The following is an 18,323-nucleotide window of genomic DNA, read 5'->3' as shown; positions in this document are numbered from 1 at the left end:
AGAACTTCCATCCAAACCATTGATTTGATAACCTCGACTCGACTCAAGCCGAGGTTATCGCATGCGTAGGGGCTCCGCAGCTCGATACACGTCCAAAGCATGGCCTCCGCGTGCTGCGCGCCAACTGTTGCTCGCCACTTTGGTTCTGCTGCTGGCCGCCTGCGCCAGCAGTCCGCATCGCCGCCAGCCCACCTTCACGACCTCGCACTCGGCCTTGGCCGATCTGCCGCCACGCGCACCTTCGGCCGCCAGCGCCGGTGCGGCGAACGACATCCTGTTTCGCGCGATCGGTTTGGTCGGCACGCCGTACCGCTGGGGTGGCAACACTCCGGCTGGCGGCTTCGACTGCAGCGGCCTGGTCGACTACATCTATCGCACCGCTGCCCGCATCGAGCTGCCGCGCACTTCGCGTGACATGGCTGTCATGGACGGCCAAAAGGTGCGCCGGATGACCCAACTGGCCAGTGGCGATCTGGTGTTCTTCGACATCGACGGCGCGATCAGCCATGTCGGCGTATATGTCGGCAAGGGCCGTTTCGTGCATGCGCCGAACAGTGGCGGCACCGTGCGACTGGACGATATCGACGGGCCGTACTGGGGCGGCCATTTTGCTTATGGGAAGCGGTTGCTGGACTGAGGGTAATCAAGTACCGGGCGAGATTGGCCCCTCATTCCAACCTTCTCCTCAGAGGGGGAGAAGGATCTAACGAACAACGGCGCCGTGGGCGCCGTTGTGGTTTTACTTCATTGAAACGGACTTTCAATGCGCATCGGCACCCGGCGCATGCGCGTGGCCGTGCTGGATTTCCTCTTCGGTGGCATCGCGCACTTCGCCGAGGGCCACGTCGAAATGCAAGGTCTTGCCGGCCATCGGGTGGTTCAGATCCACATCGATCGCGCTCATACCGACCTTGTGCACCGTCACGGCGCGCTGGCCGCCGTCCTTCAGCTTCAGCACGGTGACCATGCCCGGCTTGAGCCGGCTGGCGTTCGGAAAATACTTCTTCGACATGCGCTGGACCTGACCTTCCTGGCGCTCGCCGTAACCATCGGCAGCGGCCACATCCACTGATAGCGTATCGCCGGCTTCGTGGCCTTCTAGCGCCGTTTCCAGACCCGGAATCAGCTGGCCATGGCCCAGCAGGATCCACAGTTGCTCGTCGTGGTCGTGCGAGCTCTCAACCTTTTCACCGTCCACCGTCAGCGTGTAGTGGATCGCGATGACCTTGTCCTTGCCAGCCTTCATTGCGTGTCTCGTCGATGGGATCAAACAATGGATTCTAGCAGCAGCCGACAAGCGGCCAGCTGCGCGTCATGACTCTGCGTGACCAAAACCCACGCCGCGCGCCTCCGGCCCAAGCCATAGCAGTACAGCCAGCAACAAGGCCACCAGCACCATCCACAGCGACATCGCGAACGCGAAATCGCCACCATGCCGCTGAGCCAGCCAGGTCTGCGCCGTAGCGGTGACCGCCGCCAGCAGGTTGCCCATCTGATAGGCAAACCCCGGCAAGGTGCCGCGCACTGCTGCCGGCGACAACTCGTTCAGATGGGTCGGCACGACGCCCCAGGCACCTTGCACCATCACCTGGATCAGAAACGCGCCGAGGCCCAGCAGGATCAGCGAGCCGCCATACATCCACAGAGGAATCACCGGTATCGCCAGCAACGCGGCGATCATCATCGCCTTGCGCCGCCCGATCCGCTCCGACAGCGCGCCGAAATAAAGACCGCCGGTCAGGGCGCCGAGATTCAGCAGCGCCACCAGCATGAAGGCCGTTGCCGAGCCGGTGGGCAAGTGCAGGTTGGTTTCCTCGAAGGTGTGATACATGTCCTGCGAGCCGTGGCTGAACATGTTGAACGCCATCATCAACAGCATCAGATAGACGGCCAGCTTCCACTGCCCGCGCATGGCCTCGAACAGGCCGGGCCGCTTCGATGCCCGCTGTCCCTCTTGCCATACCGCCGACTCCGGCACCTTGCGCCGGATGTACAGCACCAGCAAAGCCGGCGCCGCGCCAACCACGAACAGCCCGCGCCAACCGATGTGGTCGACCAGCAGCCAGTTCGCCAGCGCCGCGAGAAAGAAGCCGCACGGATAGCCGCTCTGCAGCAAACCGGAAACCGCACCGCGGGCCTTTGCCGGTATCGACTCCATCGCCAGCGATGCACCGATGCCCCATTCACCCCCCATCGCCACGCCGAACAGGAAACGCAGCACCAGCAGCATCGTGAGCGACGTCGAGAACGCAGTGGCCAGTTCGAACATCGAAAACAGGATCACGTCGAGCATCAGGATGGGCCGTCGTCCGAAACGATCGGCCAGTCGCCCGAACAACAACGCGCCCAGCGGCCGCGCGGCGAGAGTCAGGAACAGCGCGTAGGTGATTTGCGCCGTACCCACCTCGAACTCTTTCGACACCGTGACGATGACGAAAGTCAGCAGGAAGTAGTCGAACGCATCCAGCGTCCAGCCGAGGAAACTTGCCAGCACGGTGTGACGCTGGGTGGCATCGAGTTCACGCAGGGGCGCAACCAGCGACATCGGGAGTTCCTCGAATCGGTAGATGGCCGCTATCGTATGCTGGGGATGACTGGAATGCGCGGCAGCGATGCATGACACGCGCGCACTCGATGACCTAGGCTGCAACAACAGCCCAAGGCCGGGACCTGGGGAAGCCCTGAATGGATCGCCGCACCCGACATCGCATCATCAGCCTGTATGACAACCACCTGCAGCGCTGTTACATCAGAAGCAAGCTGGCCAGCGACCCGGTCTATGCGGCTACCACGAAGCTGATTGCCGGCAGTCGACTGCCCTTGCTCGACATCGGCTGTGGCATCGGGCTGCTCGGGCAGTATCTGCACGCACAGGGACATGGGCAGCCGTATCTCGGACTCGATCACGACCCGCGCAAGATCGCTGCTGGACGGATTGCCGTGCGGCGTGCCGGGCTCGACGCCGTGATGGGCCTGCGGCACGCCGACGTGGCCGACCTTCCGCCGATGCACGGTCACATCGCCCTGCTCGACGTGCTGCACTATCTGCCTGCCGAACGTCAGCCCGCGCTATTGCAGGCGGCCATCCGTCATCTGGCACCGCAAGGCTGCCTGATCATCCGCAACGTGTTGTACGAACCGAACTGGCGTTTCCACGCGACTCGGATCGAGGAGTTTTTCCTGCGCGTGTCCGGCTGGATTCCCGGTGGGGCGCAGCACTATCCGACTGCCGATGAATTGCGCGCGCCATTGGAAAACGCTGGGCTCGATGTGCGCATCGAACCGCTGCGTGGCTATACCCCGTTCAACAGTTATCTGATCGTGGCACGGCCGCATCACTAAGCGGTTTTTGCCGCCCCATTCAGTTTGGCGACCATCGGGCAAGCACGGCATCAATGGATAGTCTATACTTGCCGGCGCAGTCGCTCTGACTGCTGCGGCACACTGCCGCCCTCTTCCCCCAAGTCCGCAACACGGTATGAACACTCCGGGTTGCTCAGGAGTGTTACATGTCTTTTGATTCGCTGGGCCTTGCGCCCGCGTTGCTGCGTGCGCTTGCCGATTACGGCTACACCCAGCCTACCCCGATCCAGTCCGCCGCGATTCCGCCGGCGCTGGCAGGTCAGGATCTGCTCGCCGCCGCCCAGACCGGCACCGGCAAGACCGCCGCGTTCGCGCTGCCGTTGCTGCAGAAACTGTCCACCAGCGGCCAGACCATGACCCGCCGTCCGCGCGCGCTGGTGCTGACCCCGACCCGCGAGCTCGCCGCCCAGGTGCACGAAAACCTGCGCGACTATGGCAAGCACATGCAGGTCAGCGCCACCACCATCTTCGGCGGCGTAAGCATGGGCCCGCAGATCAATGCTCTGCGCCGCGGCGTGGACATCGTCATCGCCACCCCCGGCCGGCTGATGGACCACATGCAGCAGCGCACGCTGGACCTGTCCGCCGTGGAAACGCTGGTGCTGGACGAGGCCGACCGCATGCTCGACATGGGCTTCCTGCCCGCACTGAAGCGCATCCTGGTCGCGTTGCCGAAGAAGCGGCAGACCCTGCTGTTCTCCGCCACCTTCGCACCGGCGATCAAGACGCTGGCGATGGAGTTCATGCACAACCCGCGCGAGATCTCGGTCTCGACGCCGAACGCGGTCGCGACTTTGGTCAGCCATCAGGTGCACCCGGTCGATGCTTCGCGCAAGCGCGATCTGCTGCTGCATCTGCTGTCGGCGGACAGCCGTCGGCAGTCGTTGGTGTTCAGCCGCACCAAGCATGGCGCCGACAAGCTGGTGACCTTCCTCAACGCCTCCGGCCTGCGCACCGCCGCCATCCACGGCAACAAGAGCCAGAATGCACGCACCCGCGCGCTCAGCGACTTCAAGAGCAGCCGCGTCACCGTGCTGGTGGCCACCGACATCGCTGCCCGCGGCATCGACATCGAGCAGTTGCCGATCGTGATCAACTTCGACCTGCCGATGGTCGCCGAGGACTACGTGCACCGCATCGGCCGCACCGGTCGCGCCGGCATGGAAGGCCTGGCGGTGTCGCTGGTCAGCCACGACGAATCCGGCTTGCTGCGCGACATCCGCAAGCTGCTCAGCCAGGACATCGCGATCAACAACGTGACCGGTTACGAGCCGTCCACCCCGCTGAGGCTGGATGCCGGCGCGCCGCGCCCGGTGCAGCGCCCGCAACAGCGTGCACCGCAACGCCAGCCACGCCAGGGCAAGACGTCCGGTTCGGCCCGCCCGAATGGTTATGCGCCGCAAGGCCGTAGCGATCACGCCGCCGGCAATCAGCGCCGTCGCTCGAATCCACGCCCGGCCGCCAAGGCCTGAGCGATCGCTCGAGTGACACCGAATGTGGCGGCCCTCGGGCCGCCACATTCGTATGGGAAACCGGTACGTGCGGTTCGCGGCCCGGCCCAGACGCTCACAACAGACCCAACGCCCCGGCGTGATGACGCAAGTGGTCGTCGATGAAGCTGGCGATGAACCAGTAACTGTGGTCATAACCGGCGTGCCGACGCAGCAACAAGCCCTGCCCCGCTTCGGCACAGGCCTGGTCGAACAGCTCGGGTTTCAGCTGGGTGTCGAGGAACGGGTCGGCTTCACCCTGATCGATCAGGATCACGCCGGGAAAGGTCTGCCTGCGCACTAGCTCGCTGGCATCGTAGCCGGCCCACGCTTTCGGGTCGGCGCCGAGATAACGCGGCAATGCCTTCCTGCCCCAAGGCACCTCGCTGGGTGCCACGATCGGTGCGAACGCCGACACCGAGCGATAGCGCGTCGGATGCGTCAATGCGATGGTCAGCGCACCGTGGCCGCCCATGGAATGACCACAGATGCCGCTGCGTTCGACATCTGCCGGAAAGTGCGCGGCGATCAACGCCGGCAACTCATCGGCCACGTAGCTGCGCATGCGGAAATGCGCCGACCATGGCGCGGCACTGGCGTCGACATAGAAGCCTGCGCCTTCGCCGAATTCCCAGTCGCCGGTGGCGCCGTCGATACCGGTATTGCGCGGGCTGGTATCGGGCATCACCAGCACCAGGCCCAGCTCGGCCGCCAGCCGCTGCGCCCCGGCCTTGATCGTCGCCGTCTCTTCGGTACAGGTGAGTCCGGCCAGGAAATACAGTACCGGACACGCCTGCTGCACGGCTTGCGGCGGCTGATACACGGCAAAGCGCATCGGCCCGGCACAAGCTTCCGACTGATGCCGGTAAAACCCCTGCACGCCGCCGTGCAGGCGCTGTTCGGAAATCGTTTCGAGCATGCTCATCCTCGTCATCAACCGCTTCGAAGCATAACGGCGCACCGCCCGAGCACGCGTTCAGCGAGCGTGGCGACGCGCAAGCGCGGAGACTGATAGAATGCACGACTTGCGCACCGCATTCCCGGCGCCGCTCTTTGTTTTGAGGTACCCCCATGTCTTCCCCCGTTTCCGACAACGCCCCGGTTCCGTCCGGCTTTGGCGCACTCGCGCTGCACCCTGACGTTCTGCGCGTACTGGCCGACGTCGGCTATGAATCGCCCTCGCCGATCCAGGCCGCCACGATCCCACCCTTGCTGGAAGGCCGCGACGTGCTCGGCCAGGCGCAGACCGGTACCGGCAAGACCGCCGCGTTCGCGCTGCCGATCCTGTCGCGGATCAGTCCGCGCGCCGGCAAGCCGCAGGCGCTGGTGCTGGCGCCCACACGCGAGTTGGCGATTCAGGTCGCCGAGGCGTTCCAGCGCTACGCCGCGCACATTCCCGGCTTCCAGGTGTTGCCGATCTACGGCGGCCAGAGCTACGGCCCGCAGTTGCATTCGCTCAAGCGCGGCGTGCATGTCGTCGTCGGTACGCCCGGCCGCGTGATCGACCACATGGACAAGGGCACGCTGGATCTGTCCGAGCTGAAATACCTGGTGCTCGACGAAGCCGACGAAATGCTGCGCATGGGCTTCATCGACGACGTCGAGAAGGTGCTGCAGGCGACGCCGCCGCAACGCCAGGTCGCGCTGTTTTCGGCGACCATGCCAAGCGTGATCCGCAAGATCGCGCAGCGCCATCTGAAGGACCCGGTCGAAGTCACCATCAAGACTTCCACCAGCACCGCGCCGAACATCCGCCAGCGCTACTGGTTCGTCAGCGGCATGCACAAGCTCGATGCGATGACGCGCATCCTGGAAGCCGAGCCGTTCGACGCGATGATCATCTTCGCGCGCACCAAGCAGGCTACCGAGGAACTGGCCGGCAAGCTGCAGGCGCGTGGCCTGGCCGCTGCTGCGATCAACGGCGACATCGCCCAGCCGCAGCGCGAGCGGGTGATCCAGCAGCTGAAGGACGGCAAGCTCGACATCCTGGTCGCCACCGACGTGGCCGCACGTGGCCTCGACGTGGAGCGCATCAGCCACGTGCTGAACTACGACATCCCTTACGACACCGAGAGCTACGTGCATCGCATCGGCCGCACGGGTCGCGCTGGCCGCGCCGGTGACGCAATCCTGTTCGTCAGCCCGCGCGAGCGCGGCATGCTGAACGCGATCGAGCGCGCCACCCGCCAGCCGATCGAACAGATGCAACTGCCGTCGGTCGAGGTGGTCAACGACGTGCGCATCGGCAAGTTCAAGCAACGCATCAGCGACATGCTGGCGCAGGGCGAGCTCGGCCAGTTCCAGCAACTGATCGAGCAGTACGAGCAGGAGCACAACGTGCCGGCGGTGGAGATTGCCGCCGCACTCGCGCGCATCGCGCAAGGCGATCAGCCGCTGCTGCTGGCGCCGCCGCCGAAGCGCGAAAAGTACGAACCCGCCTCGCGTGAACGCGTCGACCGCGCGGCCCCGCGCGAACGCACCAGCAGCGAGCGACGCCCGCCTAGCGGGCGTGAAACAAGCGCAGCCAGCCATGCTCCGCGCGAGTCCAGACCGCATGAACAGCGGCCGCGCGAACATGCCTCTCGAGAGCATGCCGCGCACGAGCGTGCCGGGCACGAGCAGGCTTCGCCGCGCGACTTCGCCCATCGCCCGGTGCGCGCGCACGCCACCGAGGAAGGCAAGCGCACCTACCGCATCGAGGTCGGCCACGAGCACGGCGTGAAGCCGGGCAATATCGTGGGCGCGATCGCCAACGAGGCCGGGCTGGAAAGCCAGTTCATCGGCCGCCTCAGCATCCGCGACCACTACAGCCTGATCGACCTGCCCGATGGCATGCCGGCGGAAGTGTTCGAGCACCTGAAGAAAGTGTGGGTGGTGCAGCAGCAGTTGCGCATCCACGAGTGGGACGGCACCGACACCGGCACCAGCGCCCCCCCGGCACACAAGCCTGGTGGTTTCAAGAAACCCGGCGGATTCAAGCCGCGGCCCAGTGGCGGCAAGCCGCCGCGCCGCAAGTAAGCGCACCGGATCGCACCGCTTGCCTTGAAGGCCGGCGGTGCGACAGGCAGCGATGTGGCAACACATCGTTTCCGCCGACAGCCTCTGCAAATCTCCGCCGCGCCCCCATCATGGCGGTGCCGATTTCAACGGAGCGATGCTCATGACCACTCTACCCAGCTTGTACATCTCGCACGGTTCGCCGATGACCGCGCTGCACCCGGGCCTGACTGGCGCGCGGCTGGCCGAGCTGGCCGCCGCGTTGCCGCGACCGAAGGCGATCGTGATGGCGAGCGCCCATTGGCTGTCGCGGAAGCCGCTGGTTGGTAGTGCAGCCATACCGGAAACCATCCACGACTTCGGCGGCTTCCCCGCCGCGCTTTACCAACTGCGCTACCCGGCACCCGGTTCGCCGGCATTGGCCGAACGCGTCGCGCAACTGCTGGATCAGGCGAAGCTGGCTGCAGGCACCGACCCCACGCGCGGGCTGGACCACGGTGCGTGGGTGCCGCTGCGCCTGCTGTATCCGGACGCCGACATTCCGGTGGTGCCGGTCTCGATCCAGCCCGAGCTGGGCCCGGCGCATCATTACGCGCTGGGCCAGGCGCTGGCGCCATTGCGCGACGAAGGCGTGCTGGTGATCGGTTCCGGCAGCATCACCCACAACCTGCATGATCTCCGCGCCGGTTACAGCGACGAACGGCAGGCGCCGTATGTGAAGCCGTTCATCGACTGGATCGAGCAGAAGCTCGCCGCCGGCGACATCGAGGCGCTGCTCGACTACCGCCGCCAGGCACCCTTCGCCGAACGTGCACATCCCACTGACGAACACCTGCTTCCTCTGTTCGTGGCACTGGGCGCCGCGGGTGCAAGCGCACGGGCGCAACGGATCGACGCCGGTATCGACATGGGTCTGCTGGCAATGGATATCTACCGCTTCGACGGCCGAACCTCTGACAGTTCGACCGCTCCGCTCACTGCACGATGATCGTGCCGACCATCATCGGGTGGATCGAGCAGTAGTAGGCATAGGTCCCCGGTTTGGAAAACGTCACGGCATAGGAGTCGCTGGTATCCAGCCCCTTCGAGGAAGCGAACAGCGAACCGGCACTGGTGATCACGTGCGGTTCCTCGTCCCGGTTGGTCCATACCACACGGGTACCCGCCCGCACCGTCAGCGACTTGGGCGCGAAGGCGAAGTTGCGTATCTCGATCTGCTGCGCCTGCGCTTTCGGAGCTGCCGCATTCGCTGCACCGGCGGGAGGCGACGCTCCCATGGCAAGGCACAGCGATCCCGACAACAGCAGCGCGCATGACCGCCGACGCATCACGTGCGGTCGCGCGATCCCATAGGCCATCGCCTTCATGAAAGCACCTCCTCGGTCACGGCGAGCACCTGCTTGCCCTGCACATGGCGCACATCGCGTATGCCGAGATAACGGTGCAGCGCACCGGGCGCTATCTCCTTCATGGGTCCGGGCCCGGGTCCGACGCCCGGTGCCGGCTGCGGATAAGCGGTCGAGCGCGCCGTGTAGAACGTGATGTTGCCTTCCACCTTCTGCTGGATCTGGTGGATATGGCCATTGAGCACACTGACCGAGCCAAACCGCCGCAGGTAGGACATGGCCTCGGCGCTATCGTCCGTACCCCAGCCCCACGACGGATACAGCGGCCACAGCGGCATGTGGGCAAACACCACGAGAGGCGTTTCGGCGGATAGCCCGGCGAGATCTTTTTTCAGCCAGGCCAGCTGCTCCGCCCCCAGCGAACCCAGGCCGCCGGCCTTGAGATTGAGCACGTTGATCAAGCCGACGAAGTGCACGCCGCGATGGTCGAAGCTGTACCAGCCGCCGGCTTGCTGGCGTTCGCCGAAACGACGGAAGAACTCGGCGCCGTTGTCGCCGATCACGTCGTGCTCGCCCGGCACGTAGAACACCTTGCGGGTGTGCGATTCCTGCATCACACCGGCCAGCGTGTCGAATTCTTCGGGCTTGGACAGATGCGTGAGATCGCCGGTGTGCAGCAGAAAATCCGGACGGGCGGCCTGCGCGTTGACCAGCGCTACCGAGGCGCGCAGCGTACCCACCACGTCCATGTTCGGCTCCTTGTGAAAACCGATGTGGGAATCGCTGATCTGCGCAAAGCTGAAGCTGGCATCCGTCGCGGCGGCCTTGGCGCCTTCACCCAGCGCGTGGGCGTGCAGCACGCCGCCTTTCATCAGCCAGAGCGTGCCGGCACCGGCCCAGGCCATGCATTTGAGGAATTGGCGGCGGCCGCCGGCTTCGTTGTCGTGATTGTCTTGCATGATGAACACTCCGCAGGGGCGAATGGTCGAACGACCATTCCGGGAATTGGGCGGCCGTCGATGCCCAAGCCACCCTTCACCTTGCATTACCGCTCGTCCGCATCGCCTATTCCCGCTTTTGCGCGGCGGGAATAAAGTCGAGTCAGCCGAGGTAATCCCTTTATGCCCGCCGATCTGCACGTCATATCGCCAAACCCGGACAGTGTCCGCAGCGCACGCTTCGAAGCGCTCGTGCTGCCGTGCCTCGACGCGGCCTACAACCTCGCGCGCTGGCTCGCGCGCGACAATGCGGATGCGCAAGATGTGGTGCAGGAAGCCATGCTGCGGGCACTGCGTTATTTCGACAGCTTCCACGGCAGCGACGCGCGAGTCTGGCTGCTCGCCATTGTGCGGAACACTTTCTACACGCTGCGCACGAAGACCCCGCCAGGCAGCCTGCACGAGTCGCTTGATGAAGACGCCCACACGCTCGTCGATGGGGGTCCTTCCCCGGAAACCCTGACCTTGCTCGCGGTCGACGTCGGCACGCTGCAGCTGGCGCTGGAACGCCTCCCGTCTCCCCTGCGTGAAGTGATCGTGCTGCGTGAGCTGGAAGAGTGTTCCTACAAGGAGATCGCCGCGATCACCGAACAGAAAATCGGCACGGTCATGTCCCGGCTCGCCCGCGCACGCGAACGCTTGAAAGCCGAACTGGCCCACCATCCCAAAGAGGTACGCCGCCATGACGTGTGATGACGCCCGGCTGCTGGTACACGCTTATCTCGACAACGAACTGGACGCCGCGCAGAGCGCGACCATGATCAAGCACCTGCGTGATTGCACTGCATGCGCGGCCAGCTATGACGTCTACGGCCGGCTGCGCAAGGCGCTGGCGCAACCCGGGCTGTACCGTCGCGCACCGGATGCGCTGCGTGAACGCTGGAGCCCCGCACAACCCGCGGCGAGCGCTGCCCCAGCGTCGCCCCGCCGCCGACGTGCGCCGCTCGCCTACGCGATGGCCGCCGGGTTTGCCGGTGCGCTGCTGCTCACCAGTCCGGCCTGGATCGCTGGCTTGAGGCAGGATGGCGGAGGCGGCAATCCGGTCGTCGCCGAGGCCATCTCCAGCCATATCCGTTCGCTGCAGGCGCAACACCTGATGGACGTGGTGTCGACCGATCAGCACACGGTGAAACCATGGTTCGAGGGCAAACTCGATTTCTCGCCGCGGGTGAAAGACCTGACCGGTGAAGGGTTCCCGCTGATCGGTGGCCGTCTCGATGCGATAGCCGGACGCAGTGTCGCCGCCTTGATCTACAAACGGCACCTGCACGTGATCAACCTCTACCAGTGGCCGGCGGATGCTTCGGCAACGGCGTCATCCGAAGAGCAACGCCACGGTTACACCGTCATTCGCTGGGCAACCGAGGGCATGCATTACGTCGCCGTTTCCGACGTCAGCGCGGGCGACCTGAAGCAGTTTGTGCTCGCCTTCCAGAACGATGCCGGCACACCGACCGCGCGCTCACCGCCATAGCACTCAGACGATCTGCGACAACGGCCCGGCAGCATCGAATGGCTCGAGCCAGTCCTCAGGCGTCAGCAGCGGCAGCCCATGCGCGAGACGAGCCTTGTCGCATTGCGGGCTGATCACTCCGAATTCCCATGACGGCTGCACTTCGCGGCATACCGACGGACGTCGCGCGTAGATACCGCAATGCGCCGCCTTGCCCACGGTTCCCTGCAATGCCACACAGCGTGGTTGCGCGGCATCGGTACCGCGCATCGACAGGCGGTGCGGATCGAGCTTTTCGGTCAGTTCCGGCGGTACGCATCCGCCTAGCGAGGCCTCGGCCTCCGACCAGTGGAGCCCTACGCGAAAGAACTCGCAGCAGGCACCGCAGCGCAGACAGGGATGTTGCATGGTATCGACCAAGACGCACTCCGCGGCACGCATCCGGAGGATTCCGGAACGTGCAACGCCCACCATACAGCAGGCCTTGCGTATTCGCCGAACCGGCGCGGCTCAGAGGTCGCCGGCGAAGGTGTTGCACTGGTCCATGTCGCCGCTGCTGAAGCCGGTCTTGAACCATTTCACCCGCTGTGCCGAGGTGCCGTGGGTGAACGTGTCGGGACGTACCCGCCCCTGCGCCTGCTGCTGCAGCGTGTCGTCGCCGATATGGCTGGCGGCGTTGAGCGCCGACTCGATATCGCCCGGTTGCAGCCAGTTCAGCTCCTGCTGGCTGTGGTTGGCCCATACGCCGGCATAGCAATCCGCCTGCAACTCCTGCCGTACGGACAGGCCATCGGCGCCGTCCATGGGCGCGCCGCGGCGACGCGCGGCGTCAACCTTGTCGAACACGCCGGTCAGCTTCTGCACGTGATGACCGACCTCGTGCGCGATCACGTAGGCACGGGCGAAATCGCCGGAAGAATGCAGCTCATCCTGCAACTGCTGGAAGAACGCCACATCCAGGTACACCTTCTGGTCGCCCGGGCAGTAGAACGGGCCCACCGCCGTGGTGGCGCCGCCGCAGGCCGTGTTCACGCCGCCACTGAACAGGTGCAGCTTGGGGTCGACGTAGGTCGCCCCCTTTGCCTGGAAAATTTCGCCCCAGGTTTGCTCGGTCGAATGCAGGATCGCGCTGACGAAGGCTTTCTGCTGCGGGTCGACCTGTGCCGGCGCGCTCGTCTGCGTCGGCGCGTAGGACTGGCCACCGCCTTGATCGAGCAAGGCCAGCGGATTCTTGAAGAATATCCAGCCCAGGATCGCCAGCACGATCAGGCCGCCAATGCCCATGCGGCCACCGCCACCGCCGAAACGCGGACCGCCGCCGCCATCGCCGCTGTCGACTTCGACGTTCTCGCTGCTGCCGCCTTTCTGCCAATCCATACGCCCCTCGCTGACTGATGCACCGCCTCCGATGCCGCATGGCGACGATAGCGCCTTGATCGGGATCACGCCAAGCGGACTCTGCGGCTACAGTAGGCGACCCTCCACGAGAATCCACCATGACCCATCTGCCTGCCCTGGTTACCCTGCTCACCGTGCTGCTGCTGTTCGGCACCCTGTGGGCCGTGAGTCACGCCCGCGGCAAGTACGGCATCAAGGCACCGGCGACCAGTGGCGACCCGGCTTTCGAGCGCGCCTACCGGGTGCAGATGAACACGCTGGAGAATACGGTGATGTTCCTGCCCACGCTGTGGCTGGCGGCCAACTACGGTTTCAGCGGCTGGGCCGGTATAGCCGGACTGATCTGGCTTGTCGGTCGCGTGTGGTACGCGCTGGCCTACCTGAAAGAGGCGGGCAGCCGGGGACCCGGCTTCATGGTCGGCCTGACGGGCTGGGCGGCAACGCTGGTGATGGCCTGTATCGGCGTCGGCCGCGTCATGCTGCTCGGCTGACGACAACCCTCGGGCAGAAGCTCGACACCGGCACGCGGTGAGAGGCTGCCATCGGCTCGCCCAGATGGCGCCCGCCTGTTCCTCGCCCGCAACCCGTCAGGCATAGTTTCCGCATGGAAGTCATCTGTACCGAAGCCCCTCTGCCACCTCCCGCACGATCACTACCGCCGCCGGTGCCGCTGGTCCATGCACGCACGCCCGGCCTGTGGGCCGCCGCGGGAATGATCGCCACCTATTTCGTGCTGCAGGTGGTGGTCGGCAGCTTGTTCGCATTGGCAGTGAGCGTGTCGACGGTCTTCGGTCATCCCGGGCAAGATTTCTATCACGCGATTCCGGTCACACTCGAACAGCCTGCCATGCAGGCGCTGCTGGCCATGCTGTCACTCGTTATCGCCGCAGCACTGACCCTGTGGCTGGCACGCCGGAAATGGCCGCAACTGTGGCCGCTGGGGCAGCCGCCAGGCTTCGGTTTCGCGCAGCCACGCAACCTGCGGTTCCTGGCCCTCGCGGTGGTGGCGGGACTGGCTGCACCACTGGTGGGCGCGCTGCTGACCCAGTGGCTGGCACACGGCCATACGGTGACGCAGGACATCCAGCAACTGGGCGGCAACACCCCGCTGGGGCTGCGCATTCCGCTAGTGCTCGTGGTGATCAGCGTGGGTCCGCTGGTGGAGGAGCTGTTGTTCCGCGGTGTACTGCTGTCGGCGTTGCTGCAGCGCTGGCATGCGGGTTGGGCCGTGACGATCAGCGCGCTGGCGTTCGCGCTGATCCATCTTCCGGGCCTGCAGTATCAGTGGTACGCGCTGCCCGGGCTGGCCTTGCTGGCGCTGGTGCTGGCCTGGTTGCGACTGCGCTCGGGCTCGATCTGGCCTGCCGTCGTGGCGCATGGGGCCAACAACTTGCTGGCCGTGCTGGGCTGGTTCGTGGCAACCAACCTGCCTGGCTGAGCGCGTTCATCCCGAGCGGGCGCCGAAGTCGTGCAGCAATCGCGCCGTTTCGAACACCGGCAAGCCCATCACGCCGGAATAGCTGCCTTGCAGATGCTCGATCAACACCGCGCCGCGCCCCTGGATCGCGTAAGCACCGGCTTTGCCGAACGGCTCGCCGGTGGCGACATAAGCCGCGATGGCCGGTTCGTCCAGCGCGGCAAAGCGTACTTGCGACACACACTCCACGGATTGCTCGCGTCCCACGCTGACCAGCCACACCACGGAGACCACCGCATGCGTGCGCCCCGACAGGCGGCGCAGCATCGCGGCGGCCGCGGCGGCATCCTGCGGCTTGCCGAATACTTCATCGTCCAGCACCACCTCGGTATCCGCGCCCAGCACGATGGCATCTTGCGGGTTGCCGAGGCCGGCCAGTCCCGCACATGCCTTGTCGCGCGCCACGCGGCTTACGTAGGCCCGCGGCGATTCGCCCGGCATGCGCTGTTCGGGTACGTCCACGTCGAGCACGGCGAAATCCACCCCGATCTGTTCCAGCAACTGGCGACGACGCGGCGACTGCGAGGCGAGGTGAAGCATCTGAATTCCGATCGGTGGTGAATCCGCAGCGCAACGGCTCAAAAGGTGAAGCTGACTCACAAGGTGAGGCTGTATTCGCAGAACTGCCGGTCACGCTGCCAGCCCATCGATTCGTACAAGGCCTGCGCCGCTGCGTTGTCCAGCGCCGTCGACAGTGACAGGCTGGCCGCGCCGAGTGCCCGCGCCTGTTCCGCCGCGGCATCCAGCAAACCCGCCCCCACGCCTTGCCGGCGCGCCGACGACACCACAAACAGATCATTGAGCAACCAGGTACGCACCGTGCGCACCGAGGAGAACAGCGGATACAGCTGGGTGAAACCCAAGCCTTCGCCGTGTTCGTCCCGCGCCAGCAGGATCAGCGACTCGTGCTGATGGACGCGCTCGGCGAGAAAGGCGTGCGCCCGCGCCAGATCGGCCGGCTGACCGTAGAACTGGCGATAACCGTCGAACAGCGGCGCCAGCGTGTCGAGATCGAGAATGGTGGCTTGCCGGATCTGGAAGGACATGGGGACGGGCTCCGTGGGCAGGACTGACGATCAGGCACGATGATAAGGGTGTCCGGCCATGATCGTGGTGGCGCGGTACAACTGTTCGGCCAGCACCAGCCGTACCAGCATGTGCGGCAGGGTCAGCGGACCGAGCGACCAGCGCTGATCGGCGCGCGCCAGCACCGTGGGCGCGTGGCCATCCGGGCCTCCGATCAGAAACGCCAGATCGCGTCCCGCCATGCGCCACTGCGCCAGCTGCCCAGCCAGTTCCTCGCTGGACCACATCTTGCCGCGGCCATCGAGCGCGATCACATGCGTGTCGTGCGGCAAGGCGGCGAGTATCGCCGCGCCTTCGTCCAGGATCGCCCGCGCATCGTCGCGGCCCTTCCCACGAGCGCCGGGTTTCAATTCGATCAGTTCCAGCGGCAACTCATGCGAGAGCCGTTTGCGGTATTCGGCAAAGCCCTCGGCCACCCAGCCGGGCATGCGTTCACCGACCGCGATCAGGCGTGCGCGCATGTGCCGCTCTTATCGGGAAACGCGCGCGAAGCGCCACGTTTGCCTCCGCAACCTCGTGGGTGACTCTCAGGGAGTTCCCTTGCGGGTGAGAGGATCGAGGTGAAGGGGAAATTTTGCGCATGGCCGCCAACAGATACACGCTCCAAATACAAATCAACGCGAGCACCCGCCCCTCATCCGCCCTGCGGGCACCTTCTCCCTCTCGGGGAGAAGGGAATGGAGGACGTCAGCCCGCTTGCGCAGCGTCGACTTCGTGCCCGTGATCACCCACCGTCCACAGCCGCTCCAGGCCGTAGAACTCGCGGATGCGCGGCAGCATCACATGGACGATCACGTCGCCCAGGTCCACCAGCACCCACTCCCCTTCCTGTTCGCCTTCCACGCCCAGCGGCATCACGCCAGCCTTCTTGGCGAACTTGCCGACTTCGTCGGCGATCGATTTGACGTGGCGAGCGGAGGTGCCGGAGGCGATGACCAGCAGGTCGGCGATGGAGGTCTTGCCACGAACGTCGATCTCGCGAACGTCCTTGGCTTTCAGTTCTTCCAGCGCGTCGATGACCGACTTGCGCAGGGTGGCCGTGGTAACGGACTTGTTCGTACGGGCAGTACTCAAGAGGAGGAGCCTCATGCGTGATCGCAGCGCGGAATGGCGCGGGCGCAGTATAACCGCCCTGCCGTCAAGGGGTATTTTAGGCGCCCGCCATAGTCCGTCTAGCCAGCCGGTGCTCGTACATCAGCCGCGCGACCAGCTCGGCTGCAGGCTGCGGACGCACCAGGCCAGCGGCCTGGCCGCACCATTCAGACAGCAGATCGCCGCGACCGGCGTCTGCGGCGGCACGGCGCAACGGGGCGGTGAGCGCGTTCAGCACCGGATACGGCAAGCCCTGTGCCGCCTCCGGCATCGCATCGACAAAGCGGTTGCGCAGACCGCGCGCAGCGCGTCCGGAGAAGCCACGGATGGTGGTGATCCGGGATTCCTCGACCTGAGGCAAGTCCCGCTTCCACGCCTCGGCCGCGGAACATTCCGGGCAGGTAAGGAAGGCGGTGCCGAGCTGACTGGCTGCCGCGCCCAGGATTTCGGCCGCCAGCATGCCGCGGCCGTCCATGATGCCGCCGGAGGCAATCACCGGAACATCCGGTGCATGAGCCGCCAGCGCATGCACGGTGAGCGGCAGCAGCGCGAACAAGCCGATCATCGCGTCCTCGGCCTCGTGCATGAAGGTGCCACGGTGACCGCCGGCCTCGGCACCTTGCACGCAGACGGCATCGGCACCTGCATCGACCCAGGCTCGGGCTTCGGCCACCGTGGTGGCCGTACCGATCACGTAGATGTCGCGCTGGCGCAGTTCGCGCCGTTGCGCGCCGCTGATGACGCCGAATGCGAAACTCGCCACCGCCGGCCGCGCCTCGCACAAGGCGGCAAACTGATCGGAAAAGCGCGGTGCCCAGCGCGCCGGCAAGCTGGTGCGCACGGCTAGGCCTTCGTGCTCCATCAACGCATCGAGCTGCTCGCGCGCCTTCGCCACCGCGGCCATGTCGGCCTCGAATTCGTCCGGCAATACGAACAGCCCGATCGCATAAGGCCGGTCACCGAGCGCGCGGATCTGCGCCGCCTGATCGAGGATGGCTTGCGGCTCCAGATAACCGGCGCCAAGCGAACCCAGGCCGCCCGCATTCGATACGGCTGCCACCAGTGCCGGCGGTGACGAACCGGACATCGGCGCCTGGATCAGCGGATGCTCGATACCGAGACGACTGGCGAATGGCGAACTCATGTCGGATGGCCTGCAGCGTGGGAGGCTCAAGTATCCACCGCCGCCGCATCCGGCAGAAGCCGCTGACGGGAGCCGCCGCGACGGCGCCCGCCAGCGGCCGCGGATCAGCCGCCTGAGTTCATCGCGTCGCCTTTCATGGCGTCTTTCTTCATCGAATCTTTCTTCATCGCGCCCTTTTTCATGGCGTCATGTTTCATGGCGCCATGCTTCATGCCGTCCATCTTCATGGAGTCATGCTTCATGGCGTCGGGCTTCATCGCATCGTGCTTCATGGCGTCATGCGACATCGCAGTACTGGAGCTGGCGGCCATCGTGTCCTGCGCGAACACCGCCGTGGTGGCAAGGCCGCAGCTCATGGCAACGGCGAGGAGGGTGGCGAGACGTACGTTCATCGGAGAAGTCCTGGAAAGTAAGTAAGGATGGGGGCAGTCACATCGTCCCCACGTTTCATTCGTCCGCGGACGATCCACGGTTACATC

The 18,323-nt window shown here is 65.4% G+C and carries 22 protein-coding genes; 9 read left to right on the top strand and 13 right to left on the bottom strand.

Going from position 1 to position 18,323, the window contains the following annotated elements; all coding sequences use genetic code 11:
- Positions 1-61: 61 nt before the first annotated feature.
- Positions 62-637 (top strand): C40 family peptidase, encoded by a 576-nt coding sequence (locus BUA26_RS10230; protein WP_083572973.1) that lies wholly within the window; start codon positions 62-64, stop codon positions 635-637.
- Positions 638-760: 123 nt separating this feature from the next.
- Here the strand turns inward: BUA26_RS10230 and BUA26_RS10225 are convergent, their stop codons facing one another.
- Together BUA26_RS10225 and BUA26_RS10220 are read right to left on the bottom strand one after the other, a co-directional pair.
- Positions 761-1,246: an FKBP-type peptidyl-prolyl cis-trans isomerase gene (locus BUA26_RS10225; RefSeq protein WP_072760464.1), complete on the bottom strand. Its 486-nt coding sequence runs from the start codon at positions 1,244-1,246 to the stop codon at positions 761-763.
- A gap of 66 nt (positions 1,247-1,312) precedes the next feature.
- Positions 1,313-2,545 (bottom strand): MFS transporter, encoded by a 1,233-nt coding sequence (locus BUA26_RS10220; RefSeq protein ID WP_072760462.1) that lies wholly within the window; start codon positions 2,543-2,545, stop codon positions 1,313-1,315.
- 140 nt (positions 2,546-2,685) lie between these two features.
- Between BUA26_RS10220 and BUA26_RS10215 the strand changes: the two genes are divergently transcribed.
- A complete protein-coding gene (locus tag BUA26_RS10215; RefSeq protein ID WP_072760460.1) occupies positions 2,686-3,342 on the top strand; it encodes a class I SAM-dependent methyltransferase in 657 nt (218 codons plus the stop codon).
- 167 nt (positions 3,343-3,509) lie between these two features.
- Positions 3,510-4,835 carry a DEAD/DEAH box helicase gene (locus tag BUA26_RS10210; protein WP_072760458.1) on the top strand — a complete coding sequence of 442 codons (1,326 nt, stop codon included), beginning with the start codon at positions 3,510-3,512 and terminating at the stop codon, positions 4,833-4,835.
- A gap of 94 nt (positions 4,836-4,929) precedes the next feature.
- Here the strand turns inward: BUA26_RS10210 and fghA are convergent, their stop codons facing one another.
- Positions 4,930-5,778, bottom strand: coding sequence for an S-formylglutathione hydrolase (fghA, locus tag BUA26_RS10205; protein WP_072760456.1), 849 nt, complete (start codon positions 5,776-5,778; stop codon positions 4,930-4,932).
- 146 nt (positions 5,779-5,924) lie between these two features.
- Between fghA and BUA26_RS10200 the strand changes: the two genes are divergently transcribed.
- Positions 5,925-7,871, top strand: coding sequence for a DEAD/DEAH box helicase (locus tag BUA26_RS10200; RefSeq protein ID WP_072760454.1), 1,947 nt, complete (start codon positions 5,925-5,927; stop codon positions 7,869-7,871).
- A 142-nt stretch (positions 7,872-8,013) separates the two neighbouring features.
- Positions 8,014-8,838, top strand: a complete 825-nt coding sequence (locus BUA26_RS10195; RefSeq protein ID WP_072761526.1) for a DODA-type extradiol aromatic ring-opening family dioxygenase — start codon at positions 8,014-8,016, stop codon at positions 8,836-8,838.
- Here the strand turns inward: BUA26_RS10195 and BUA26_RS10190 are convergent.
- Together BUA26_RS10190 and BUA26_RS10185 are read right to left on the bottom strand one after the other, a co-directional pair.
- Positions 8,825-9,217: a cupredoxin domain-containing protein gene (locus BUA26_RS10190; RefSeq protein WP_255368269.1), complete on the bottom strand. Its 393-nt coding sequence runs from the start codon at positions 9,215-9,217 to the stop codon at positions 8,825-8,827. The two genes, BUA26_RS10195 and BUA26_RS10190, sit on opposite strands and share 14 nt — an antisense overlap.
- Positions 9,214-10,155: a metallophosphoesterase family protein gene (locus tag BUA26_RS10185; RefSeq protein WP_072761527.1), complete on the bottom strand. Its 942-nt coding sequence runs from the start codon at positions 10,153-10,155 to the stop codon at positions 9,214-9,216. The genes BUA26_RS10190 and BUA26_RS10185 overlap by 4 nt, the downstream gene beginning before the upstream one ends.
- 162 nt (positions 10,156-10,317) lie before the next feature.
- Here BUA26_RS10185 and BUA26_RS10180 point away from each other — a divergent pair, with 162 nt between their 5' ends.
- Both BUA26_RS10180 and BUA26_RS10175 read left to right on the top strand, forming a co-directional pair.
- Complete coding sequence (locus tag BUA26_RS10180; protein ID WP_072760452.1) at positions 10,318-10,887, top strand: sigma-70 family RNA polymerase sigma factor; 570 nt, start codon at positions 10,318-10,320, stop codon at positions 10,885-10,887.
- Positions 10,877-11,668 (top strand): anti-sigma factor family protein, encoded by a 792-nt coding sequence (locus BUA26_RS10175; protein WP_072760450.1) that lies wholly within the window; start codon positions 10,877-10,879, stop codon positions 11,666-11,668. The genes BUA26_RS10180 and BUA26_RS10175 overlap by 11 nt, the downstream gene beginning before the upstream one ends.
- 3 nt (positions 11,669-11,671) lie before the next feature.
- Here BUA26_RS10175 and BUA26_RS10170 read toward each other — a convergent pair whose 3' ends face one another.
- Positions 11,672-12,055, bottom strand: coding sequence for a YkgJ family cysteine cluster protein (locus BUA26_RS10170; protein ID WP_072761524.1), 384 nt, complete (start codon positions 12,053-12,055; stop codon positions 11,672-11,674).
- 102 nt (positions 12,056-12,157) lie between these two features.
- Positions 12,158-13,024 (bottom strand): KPN_02809 family neutral zinc metallopeptidase, encoded by an 867-nt coding sequence (locus BUA26_RS10165; protein WP_072760448.1) that lies wholly within the window; start codon positions 13,022-13,024, stop codon positions 12,158-12,160.
- A 119-nt stretch (positions 13,025-13,143) separates the two neighbouring features.
- Between BUA26_RS10165 and BUA26_RS10160 the strand changes: the two genes are divergently transcribed.
- The gene (locus BUA26_RS10160) at positions 13,144-13,536 is read left to right on the top strand and encodes an MAPEG family protein (RefSeq protein ID WP_072760446.1); all 393 of its coding nucleotides are present in this window, start codon (positions 13,144-13,146) and stop codon (positions 13,534-13,536) included.
- A 113-nt stretch (positions 13,537-13,649) separates the two neighbouring features.
- The gene (locus tag BUA26_RS10155) at positions 13,650-14,483 is read left to right on the top strand and encodes a CPBP family intramembrane glutamic endopeptidase (RefSeq protein WP_072760444.1); all 834 of its coding nucleotides are present in this window, start codon (positions 13,650-13,652) and stop codon (positions 14,481-14,483) included.
- A 6-nt stretch (positions 14,484-14,489) separates the two neighbouring features.
- On the opposite strand, the gene BUA26_RS10150 is transcribed toward BUA26_RS10155, so the two are convergent.
- The 6 genes from BUA26_RS10150 to BUA26_RS10125 all read right to left on the bottom strand — a co-directional run bounded on the left by BUA26_RS10150 (position 14,490) and on the right by BUA26_RS10125 (position 18,314).
- Positions 14,490-15,062 carry a Maf family protein gene (locus tag BUA26_RS10150; protein WP_072760442.1) on the bottom strand — a complete coding sequence of 191 codons (573 nt, stop codon included), beginning with the start codon at positions 15,060-15,062 and terminating at the stop codon, positions 14,490-14,492.
- 56 nt (positions 15,063-15,118) lie between these two features.
- Positions 15,119-15,568: a GNAT family N-acetyltransferase gene (locus BUA26_RS10145; protein ID WP_072760440.1), complete on the bottom strand. Its 450-nt coding sequence runs from the start codon at positions 15,566-15,568 to the stop codon at positions 15,119-15,121.
- Between the two features lie 30 nt (positions 15,569-15,598).
- Positions 15,599-16,069 carry a 23S rRNA (pseudouridine(1915)-N(3))-methyltransferase RlmH gene (gene rlmH / locus BUA26_RS10140; RefSeq protein ID WP_072760438.1) on the bottom strand — a complete coding sequence of 157 codons (471 nt, stop codon included), beginning with the start codon at positions 16,067-16,069 and terminating at the stop codon, positions 15,599-15,601.
- Between the two features lie 226 nt (positions 16,070-16,295).
- The gene (gene rsfS / locus BUA26_RS10135; RefSeq protein WP_083572972.1) at positions 16,296-16,682 is read right to left on the bottom strand and encodes a ribosome silencing factor; all 387 of its coding nucleotides are present in this window, start codon (positions 16,680-16,682) and stop codon (positions 16,296-16,298) included.
- Positions 16,683-16,758: 76 nt separating this feature from the next.
- A complete protein-coding gene (locus BUA26_RS10130; RefSeq protein ID WP_072760434.1) occupies positions 16,759-17,844 on the bottom strand; it encodes an NAD(P)H-dependent flavin oxidoreductase in 1,086 nt (361 codons plus the stop codon).
- A 104-nt stretch (positions 17,845-17,948) separates the two neighbouring features.
- Positions 17,949-18,314 carry a pentapeptide MXKDX repeat protein gene (locus BUA26_RS10125; RefSeq protein ID WP_255368268.1) on the bottom strand — a complete coding sequence of 122 codons (366 nt, stop codon included), beginning with the start codon at positions 18,312-18,314 and terminating at the stop codon, positions 17,949-17,951.
- Between the last annotated feature and the right edge of the window lie 9 nt (positions 18,315-18,323).

The organism is Rhodanobacter sp. OK091 (genome assembly GCF_900142825.1).
GTDB lineage: Bacteria > Pseudomonadota > Gammaproteobacteria > Xanthomonadales > Rhodanobacteraceae > Rhodanobacter.
The sequence above is the reverse complement of the archived record's forward strand: the minus strand, read 5'-3'. Positions and strand labels throughout refer to the sequence as shown.

Coding starts and splice junctions, on each gene's coding strand:
- BUA26_RS10230 (WP_083572973.1), top strand. CDS start 62: ATGCGTAGGGGCTCCGCAGCTCGATACACGTCCAAAGCATGGCCTCCG.
- BUA26_RS10225 (WP_072760464.1), bottom strand. CDS start 1,246: ATGAAGGCTGGCAAGGACAAGGTCATCGCGATCCACTACACGCTGACG.
- BUA26_RS10220 (WP_072760462.1), bottom strand. CDS start 2,545: ATGTCGCTGGTTGCGCCCCTGCGTGAACTCGATGCCACCCAGCGTCAC.
- BUA26_RS10215 (WP_072760460.1), top strand. CDS start 2,686: ATGGATCGCCGCACCCGACATCGCATCATCAGCCTGTATGACAACCAC.
- BUA26_RS10210 (WP_072760458.1), top strand. CDS start 3,510: ATGTCTTTTGATTCGCTGGGCCTTGCGCCCGCGTTGCTGCGTGCGCTT.
- fghA (WP_072760456.1), bottom strand. CDS start 5,778: ATGAGCATGCTCGAAACGATTTCCGAACAGCGCCTGCACGGCGGCGTG.
- BUA26_RS10200 (WP_072760454.1), top strand. CDS start 5,925: ATGTCTTCCCCCGTTTCCGACAACGCCCCGGTTCCGTCCGGCTTTGGC.
- BUA26_RS10195 (WP_072761526.1), top strand. CDS start 8,014: ATGACCACTCTACCCAGCTTGTACATCTCGCACGGTTCGCCGATGACC.
- BUA26_RS10190 (WP_255368269.1), bottom strand. CDS start 9,217: ATGAAGGCGATGGCCTATGGGATCGCGCGACCGCACGTGATGCGTCGG.
- BUA26_RS10185 (WP_072761527.1), bottom strand. CDS start 10,155: ATGCAAGACAATCACGACAACGAAGCCGGCGGCCGCCGCCAATTCCTC.
- BUA26_RS10180 (WP_072760452.1), top strand. CDS start 10,318: ATGCCCGCCGATCTGCACGTCATATCGCCAAACCCGGACAGTGTCCGC.
- BUA26_RS10175 (WP_072760450.1), top strand. CDS start 10,877: ATGACGTGTGATGACGCCCGGCTGCTGGTACACGCTTATCTCGACAAC.
- BUA26_RS10170 (WP_072761524.1), bottom strand. CDS start 12,055: ATGCAACATCCCTGTCTGCGCTGCGGTGCCTGCTGCGAGTTCTTTCGC.
- BUA26_RS10165 (WP_072760448.1), bottom strand. CDS start 13,024: ATGGATTGGCAGAAAGGCGGCAGCAGCGAGAACGTCGAAGTCGACAGC.
- BUA26_RS10160 (WP_072760446.1), top strand. CDS start 13,144: ATGACCCATCTGCCTGCCCTGGTTACCCTGCTCACCGTGCTGCTGCTG.
- BUA26_RS10155 (WP_072760444.1), top strand. CDS start 13,650: ATGGAAGTCATCTGTACCGAAGCCCCTCTGCCACCTCCCGCACGATCA.
- BUA26_RS10150 (WP_072760442.1), bottom strand. CDS start 15,062: ATGCTTCACCTCGCCTCGCAGTCGCCGCGTCGTCGCCAGTTGCTGGAA.
- BUA26_RS10145 (WP_072760440.1), bottom strand. CDS start 15,568: ATGTCCTTCCAGATCCGGCAAGCCACCATTCTCGATCTCGACACGCTG.
- rlmH (WP_072760438.1), bottom strand. CDS start 16,069: ATGCGCGCACGCCTGATCGCGGTCGGTGAACGCATGCCCGGCTGGGTG.
- BUA26_RS10130 (WP_072760434.1), bottom strand. CDS start 17,844: ATGAGTTCGCCATTCGCCAGTCGTCTCGGTATCGAGCATCCGCTGATC.